The organism is Vibrio sp. 2433-A1, from assembly GCF_056726085.1.
The window spans coordinates 1-5,170 of sequence record NZ_JBRESC010000057.1; the positions used below are offsets into that span (position 1 = coordinate 1).

General features: G+C 39.8%; 5 protein-coding genes. All 5 read right to left on the reverse strand.

Annotated elements, in window-relative coordinates; all coding sequences use genetic code 11:
- Positions 1 to 131: 131 nt before the first annotated feature.
- A complete protein-coding gene (locus tag ACU01J_RS21430) occupies positions 132 to 689 on the reverse strand; it encodes a nucleotidyltransferase domain-containing protein (RefSeq protein WP_481087409.1) in 558 nt (185 codons plus the stop codon).
- Positions 690 to 826: 137 nt separating this feature from the next.
- Entirely contained in the window at positions 827 to 1,324 is a 498-nt protein-coding gene (locus tag ACU01J_RS21435) for a hypothetical protein (RefSeq protein ID WP_130191011.1), read from the reverse strand.
- A gap of 133 nt (positions 1,325 to 1,457) precedes the next feature.
- Positions 1,458 to 3,065 (reverse strand): DUF4435 domain-containing protein, encoded by a 1,608-nt coding sequence (locus tag ACU01J_RS21440; protein ID WP_481087435.1) that lies wholly within the window; start codon positions 3,063 to 3,065, stop codon positions 1,458 to 1,460.
- A 735-nt stretch (positions 3,066 to 3,800) separates the two neighbouring features.
- Complete coding sequence (locus ACU01J_RS21445) at positions 3,801 to 4,226, reverse strand: N-acetyltransferase (RefSeq protein ID WP_025527007.1); 426 nt, start codon at positions 4,224 to 4,226, stop codon at positions 3,801 to 3,803.
- Positions 4,227 to 4,388: 162 nt separating this feature from the next.
- Positions 4,389 to 4,826, reverse strand: coding sequence for a hypothetical protein (locus tag ACU01J_RS21450; protein ID WP_045956202.1), 438 nt, complete (start codon positions 4,824 to 4,826; stop codon positions 4,389 to 4,391).
- Positions 4,827 to 5,170: the final 344 nt, after the last annotated feature.

Here is a 5,170-nt window from a genome sequence, read left to right on the forward strand (position 1 = left end):
TAACGCCGCGTTAAGTGGTGAGCAACGCCTACCACCCTATCTAAACCATTGTGCCGTAAACACTAAATTCAAAGCAAACCGAAAATGCCAAGCGTTGGGAATCCGTCTTAAACGCTTTGTTATACAAACAGTTAAAGTTTATCGACTAGCTTCTTTAAATGGTTCTTAGCCAACTTATGATTTCCACGGCTCATCCACTTGATACAATCAAAAAGCTCCCAAGTAAGACCATCATCACCATTCGCATAAGCGGGAAAGTCCTCATGCTTTGGTGCTGGTTCATCTGTTACCCTTTGCTCGATGATGCCATTTTTGTCAAATAACACTTTAAACGGTTTTGAAATACTGAACGATTCATTTAAATCTAAACAGTGAATTTCGGCACTAGTGAGATCATTAAAAATGTACTTTTTAAAGTAAGCATTATCATTGTGGAAACCTTCGAGTTGATAGAATATTTCCTTGTCACACTCGAAGGCTGAGAAGCACTCGTCTGTAGATCTATGGAAGTCATTCTTTGTGAAAACGAGAATATCGGCATCCGATACACGGTCACCTTTCCCAGCAGCCAATGAGCCTAACAACACAGCCGCTACTACGTCACTCTCAGAAATGAACGCCGAGCACGCTGATCGAACCAACTCATTTTGGAGAGGAAGATGCTCTAAATCTAGCTTTTCTGAACTCAAAATTGCCTCCGTTTGTATAACGCCCAATTAAGGGGTGAACAACGCCTCCACCCAAACCTAAAGCATTGTGCCATAAACACTAAATTTGAAGTAGAAGCAAAAATGCCGAGCGTTGTGAATCCCTCTTAAATTGCTTGTTATGCGCGTGGCTCAATTACTACTTCCAGACGCGCTATAGCCTCGTACAATTTGCGGTTCAGTCTAAGTAGTACACTAATATTTATAGATTTATTTGTTGCCTCATAACCATATCGCCACTTAACAAATGTATCATCAAACGTTTTAAACATTAACTCTAGCGATTCAGGCTTGTTTCCAGAATTAAAGAACTCAGATAAATAAGATCGTTGTTGCGAAGTAAGTTTACCAAATAATTTCGAGTAACAATGACCACGTACAGTAGTGTGAACTAGACCATTATAGGAAAAGCTACCTTCATCTAATTGTTCAACATTCTGGGGGAAGCTCGTTGAAAGCAGCGACTTTAGCAATAATTCGATCGAAAAGGATGAACACAAGATTGAGCCAAGTTCTAATTGTTCATTCTGGCTTTCGAGCAATTCGGCTGATAACAAGTACTTTTTCGCACTAGCCAATATTGCTTGATTAGGAATTTCAACATAATCCAGATTCATTTTTCCTCCTAGCGCATAACGCCCTGTTAAGGTGTGAGCAACGCAATACCGAAGTCGCCGCATACCACCTTAAACACCAAACACAACGCATAGTAAAAATGCCACGCGTTGCGAATCACTCTTAAACAGTTTGTTATGCAGCTGGGGTTTCGAGGTCACCTAAATAAGGTTTTATAGCTCCAACAATAGCATCTTTTTGGTTACTAAGAGCCATTCTCACGACTAATTGAGCCAGACCACCGTTTGTCAAATCAAAGTATTTACTTACCTGCGCTGCAATAGATTTACGATTATACAACTTCAGTAGTTCGGTATAATCTTTGCGTTCTATAATGTTCGTAAATTGTGTTTCAATTTCATCATAAATATTCGAAACATCTATTGAACTAGTTAAATTTCTTAAAGCTAGACTTAACTTATCTTTGCCTTTAGCTTTCTCATCAAATAAATTGAGCCTAAACTTAATTTCGCCAGCAACCCTCAAAGAAATCTGAGTTTCCAATTCTTTTTGTAAATTTTTGAATACAAAGTTAGATATTGCTTGAATATCCTCACTGCTATCCCTCAAGAGATGCTCACTGACTACCTTTAAAACCTCTGGAACACAGAATAAGTTTTCGACTTCAGCAACTTCAAGAGAGTACACCCCAGAAGCTTTAAGAGCTTTAAGCTCTTCATCAACTCTTCGGTCACGGTCGATGATACCAATAACATTCAAATGATGTAATTGGTTACTTGCTCTCAAAGCTTTTGTACTCAGAATCACCTCCGAGCAGGAACCTCTCGGAATAACCAGATACTCTTTCAAAATGGCTTGATATAAAGCAGTATCATAACTACCGCTCTCGCCTTCAACAAATGCAATTGGTTTTCTTGAGCCTAAAATCTCAATTAGTAATTCCTCTGGGAAATTATCTATCGCTTCAACGACTTCCCAATCCCAGCCTTTACCATCATATGACTTTAACCATATTTTTTGAGTATCATTCATTCCAGACGCAAAGCTGACATCATGTGTTAAGAAGATAAAAACACAGTCATCTCTTAACTTCTGAATCTCTTGCCAAAGCGGTACTTGAACAGACTTGTGCAAGTGCACCTCTGGCTCATCAACAACAATAATGCCATTTTTAGGAGCCGCTAAACACTGACCAATTAAGTAAAATATAACCCTCTCTCCATCACTCATTTCTGAAGCATTGTAGTTCGATGATGGATCTCCTTTGATAAGCGTTTCTATTTTTAAACCACCTAACTTTAACTCTCTATGAGGAAGGACTTTCTCCCAAACCTTTTTTACCTTGTCCAAGTTTGTTTCAGGTGGCACAACACGCTCGTTAGTTGCTTTTGACGCCGCGAAATATTTTGCACTTTCTTCCGTGTGATCCGAAAATAAAAAAACCATCAGTTTTTGGTAATCATTTAACATACTTACTGCTGGTTTATTGCTCCATCTATTACCAGATTTAAAGTGCCAAGCCTGCTCTAATGGGGCTTCAGCATACCCGTACAATAAATCCTTTTGAGCACGCTCTAAAGATGTCGGTGTTGTAGAGTCGGGCATAGTTAATGATTTTTGCGCCGAAATTCGGTGAACTTTATCCTTTTGGGGGGATTCCATTTCAATCCATGTACCTAAACGAGTTTTACCAGAACCGTTTGCCCCTACAAACAACAGACTTTTGTCAGTCTGTATTTCTTTTTGTTCATTATTCTTTGTTTGTAAAATAATCGAATACATATGTACCACCTAGCTAAAATTTTTTATGCTGCATAACGCCCAATTAAGGGGTGAACAACGCTTACATCAAAACCTAACGCATAGTGCCATAAACACTAAATTTGAAGTAGAAGCTAAAGTGCCAAGCGTTGTGAATCCCTCTTAAATTGCTTGTTATGTTTTACCACAAACACATGATTTAATTGAGAAAGAACTGCTATTTCCGACTAGTTTTCTGAAGCAAACCACAAGGCTGGAACCAACTTGACCGACAAAAGCGACCAACCTAAAACGTGTAATCCCACTTCCCTGCCCAATGAGGCAACCCGACTAAGCTCCAACTAGTGCCCTTTCTTTCCAACCAAAGCGCAAAACAATGCTGAATTGCCGAGGCAACTGCCAAGCTGAAGTGCTAATTGACAAAAAGCCTCAAAGCGACCTTGAGCCAGTTAAACAAGAAGCCAGCCGCCACGACCTGACAATGAAGCAACCCGCGAACATTGGCATGTTTTACGGGCTGAGATATTCAAGAACTTAGACCGACAATGCGGATTTGCTGAGTCTACTAGGGACGAATTGCCAAAGGGACAAAGAACTAAAGCCTAAGACCTTTAAGCCTTTGAATTACAAGTAAACATAACGCCGCGTTAAGTGGTGAACAACGCCAACCACCAAACCTAAACCATTCTACCTTAAACACTTAAGCTAACTTGAACTGAAATCGCCAAGCGTTGTGAATCCGTCTTAAACGCCTTGTTATGTGCCCGAACTCATTGTGTACTCTGGGTGTCCCGTATGCTCGTCCAGTTGCTCACTGACGACTGCGAAACCTTGAGACAAATAGAACTGATAACTAGCCTGATTTTCCTTGTATACGGAAAGGCTCAAAATCGCCCTTTGAGCTTTGGCATGACTTAATAATTGCTTACCAATGCCTTTACCCTGAAATTCAGGAAATACGAATATAGCTGCCAAAGTATTTTCATACAGTGCATAAAAACCAACTGTTTTCGACTCGATTTCATAAACGAAAACTTCTGAAGCAGGAATATAAATATTACGCATGCTCTCAACTTGAGATTCCCAGAAGTCCGCTGGAACGAAATCATGCGCTTTAACAGAGGCTTCAAGCCAGATTTCAAGAACCGAATCTAAGTCATGTGAATTGTACTTTCTTATCATTTTCGAACTCTAGATTTCCAAATTTATCGGGGCAACATAACGCCGCGTTAAGTGGTGAGCAACGCCTGCCACCTGACCTAAACCGTTGTGCCATAAACACTTAAGCCAATTTAAACCCAAAATGCCACGCGTTGTGAATCCGCCTTGAACGCTTTGTTATGCTTACTTTAACTTCACTACTTTACCAGTTAATGCAACGCCCGCAATCATAGTACCAGCACCACATTGAAAGGTATCTGAGCTAGAAGTTAGGTTGTTTTTGTAGTTAGATTTGATATCAACCACCGCGTTACCACCTTCTTTAATTGCGCGTTCTTTCAGCGCTATCATGGCCGATAAAAAGACCCAGTTACACGCTTCTTCATCTGTTTTATTAAACGCGTTTGTTTTTTTGTTCGTTTTGAATTCGCCAAACTCCGCCTCCACTGTGGGAAATTTCTGCTCACCGAAGTAGAATTTTACAGCAGTACCTAATTTATTTTTTGCTGCTTCTGAGCTTAGAGCATTTTCAATTGGATATGATCCGATATCATCTCTAGCAAGAGTGTTAGAAGAAAAGAACACCAGAGAAGATAATGTCAATATCACTATATTTTTCATATCGTTAAAACCTTAGTTAGTAAAAATTTGAAGAGTAAGCATAACGCCCAATTAAGGGGTGAACAACGCCTTCCCCCAAACCTAAAGCATTGTGCCATAAACACTAAAACTGAAGTAGAAGCAAAAATGCCGAGCGTTGTGAATCCCTCTTAAATTGCTTGTTATGTTTTACCACAAACACATGATTTACTTGAGAAAGAACTGCTATTTCTGACTAGTTTTCTGAAGCAAACCACAAGGTAGAAACTAACTTAACCGACAAAGGCGGACAACCTAAAACGTGTAATTCCACTTCCCTGCCCAATGAGGCAACCCGACTAAGCACCAACAAACGCCCTATTTTT

Bases quoted from the DNA above. Each gene is read 5' to 3' on its own strand.
- ACU01J_RS21435 (WP_130191011.1), bottom strand. From the start codon at position 1,324: ATGAATCTGGATTATGTTGAAATTCCTAATCAAGCAATATTGGCTAGT.
- ACU01J_RS21440 (WP_481087435.1), bottom strand. From the start codon at position 3,065: ATGTATTCGATTATTTTACAAACAAAGAATAATGAACAAAAAGAAATA.
- ACU01J_RS21445 (WP_025527007.1), bottom strand. From the start codon at position 4,226: ATGATAAGAAAGTACAATTCACATGACTTAGATTCGGTTCTTGAAATC.
- ACU01J_RS21450 (WP_045956202.1), bottom strand. From the start codon at position 4,826: ATGAAAAATATAGTGATATTGACATTATCTTCTCTGGTGTTCTTTTCT.